General features: G+C 59.4%; 1 pseudogene. It reads right to left on the bottom strand.

The features are described from left to right. Positions 1 to 455, bottom strand: a pseudogene (locus tag EN780_RS37425) (hypothetical protein); the annotation flags it as partial. Between the last annotated feature and the right edge of the window lie 40 nt (positions 456 to 495).

Raw genomic sequence — 495 nt, 5'->3', positions numbered from 1 at the left:
CCTGGCACGATCGCGACGACGGGCTTTTCGAGCGCAAGCGAGATGTCCCACGCGAGCGCCGCACTTCCAAGCGCCGAGCTCCCGACTCCCGTGATTGTCGCAATCTCAACGTCGCGCGTTTCCTGGTAGGGCGAGGTGAGGAACAACTCCACGTTCGTGTATTTGTGCACGTAAGGCGCTGTCGTCGCATCTATGAGCAGGAGCGAGCCCTCCGGGTTAGTGAGGGCGTCGAACTGGACTATGCGAGAGGGGGCCTTTTCGCCACGAGCGCTCATCGGAGCGTCGTTTTCTGTGAGTTGGGCGGTCAGGGTCGGCACGTCATAAAAAATGGCGTCGAGCGCCGTATTGAACAAACGACAGGCCCGGATGGCAGGCTCAATGACCTGAGGCGGCGGCTCAAACAAATTGAGAAAGGTCTGCTCCGACTGGGTCGGCAGGTTGTCGCCGATCGTCATGATCAAGCCCTCGTCACAATCTCCATCAAACCTTACCACC

The sequence above is a fragment of the Mesorhizobium sp. M4B.F.Ca.ET.089.01.1.1 genome (genome assembly GCF_004022605.1).
Taxonomy (GTDB): domain Bacteria; phylum Pseudomonadota; class Alphaproteobacteria; order Rhizobiales; family Rhizobiaceae; genus Mesorhizobium; species Mesorhizobium abyssinicae.
This window is presented reverse-complemented; position numbering and strand designations above follow the sequence as displayed.